Genomic DNA, 1,718 nt, shown 5'->3' on the forward strand with positions numbered 1-1,718 from the left:
GAGGCAAAAAGAAGGGCGCGCTTTAGGCCCCCGGTTTTTCAGGCCCCCCTGGAAGGGGGGCTGCCCCGTAGGGGCTGAGGGGTTGTCGTTGAGCATGAGAAACGACCCCCTCCAGTCCTCCGAACCACCTCCCCTTTCAGGGGAGGCAATCCATATTAGAGGTGGGTCACGAGGGCGCAGCGGCCCGTTCTGCGGTCAGGTCCTCCGTCGTGAAGTCCACGGCACGACGCAGGTCCTCCAGCGAGAGCTCCATCATCCGGCCTATTTTTCCGGCGCTGACGATGATCGTCGCGAGTCCCTCTGCCGAGGCGTCCACGACGGTCCGAAACGTTTTCTTCATCCCCACGGGAGAGCAGCCCCCGTGTACGTAGCCGGTGAGGGGCAGAAGCTCCTTTGATCGGACCATCTCGACGGACTTCTCGCCCACGGCGCGGGCTGCCTTGCGCAGGTCCAGCTCACGCCCTCCGGGCACCACGAACACGTAGTGTTCGTGGCTCCTCCCCACGGTGACGAGGGTTTTGAAGACCTCGTCCGTCCCGCGCTGCAAAAGGCGCGCTGCCTCCACGGCGCTGACGGCGGCGGCCCCGCTCAGGGGCACCGTGAGGGGGGTGTAGCTTGCCCCGCACGCCTCGAGCCGGCGCATGGCGTTCGTCCGATCCGCCGTCCCGCCGCTCACGGTCGCAGCCCTTCCTCCGCCGCGCGCTCGAGCATCCTGCCTCGGTCCAGTGGGCGCACGTTCTGCACGATCCAGTCGCGCATCGCCGCGCCCTCCGGCGTCTCCTGGGACGAGGAGAGGAACTTCAGATCGATGCCGAGCTCCCGCGCCGCGTCGTGAGCCAACACGGGCCAGACGCGGCCGATGTCGCCGATGATGGGCAGGCTGCCCTCGTGGCGCGCAAAGGCGGACATCTCCATGCGGAAGGGGATCCTTGCGGCCTTCGTCTTGGGCAGGCCCCTGTCGATGGCCTCCTGGACCGTCCGGGACAGCTCCACGGCGCGCCGCAGGTTCTCGTCCAGGTCGATGCGCACCAGCGTCTTGTCCCGAAGGCTGTAGGTGGCCTGGCCGGACCAGCTGGCCCAGATGCCGTGCCCCGTGTAGCACTCGAAGGGGCCGTCGTGGACCTCCTGCGTCAGGGCCACGGCGGACTCGATGATGACGTCGCAGGCGGCCAGCATTCGGGACAGGCGCATGGAACGCTGGGAGATCGGAATGCTGTCCCCGATGGACATGCCCACCGCGCCGCCGCCGATGAGCTGGGGGATGGTGACCAGCACGGGCACGCCGCGTTGTGACGCCGCGCCCAGCATGGTCATGGGGTCGCATCCCCAGCCGGCGACCTCCTCGAAGGGGAGCCCGTATATCCGGGCCAGGTTCATGATCTCCCCCGCCAGCCGCTCGCCTCGGAGCCCCATGGGGTAGGCCATGTTGCCCGCCGCCTTGATGATGTCGCTGTGTACGGGGAGGTCCCCGCCACGCCTCAGCAGGTCCTCGTCCAGCGGCATTTCTCGCCGGAGCTCCTCCAGCTCCGCCTCCGTCATGCGCGTGAACTCGAAGAGGCCTCCCCTCGGCAGGAAGCGTTCCTCCAGGCCAAGCGCGGCGGCGTCCACGCGAAAGACACGATCCAGCGCGCCGCCCATCTCGTGCGAGACGACGGCCGAGCTGGTGGACACCGCGTCCACCAGCCCCGCGCGGATGAGCTCCGCGAGGAGCGTCGTGA

The 1,718-nt window shown here is 68.4% G+C and carries 2 protein-coding genes; both read right to left on the minus strand.

Translation table 11 applies throughout. From position 1 onward, the window contains the following. Positions 1-166 precede the first annotated feature (166 nt). A complete protein-coding gene (locus SY1_RS06305; RefSeq protein WP_208873111.1) occupies positions 167-676 on the minus strand; it encodes an aminoacyl-tRNA deacylase in 510 nt (169 codons plus the stop codon). After that, positions 673-1,718 (minus strand): hypothetical protein (locus SY1_RS06310; protein ID WP_208873112.1); only part of this gene is annotated, 1,046 nt, incomplete at its 5' end. The genes SY1_RS06305 and SY1_RS06310, both read right to left, overlap by 4 nt.

It is taken from the genome of Fretibacterium fastidiosum (assembly GCF_000210715.1).
Classification (GTDB): Bacteria; Synergistota; Synergistia; order Synergistales; family Aminobacteriaceae; genus Fretibacterium; species Fretibacterium fastidiosum.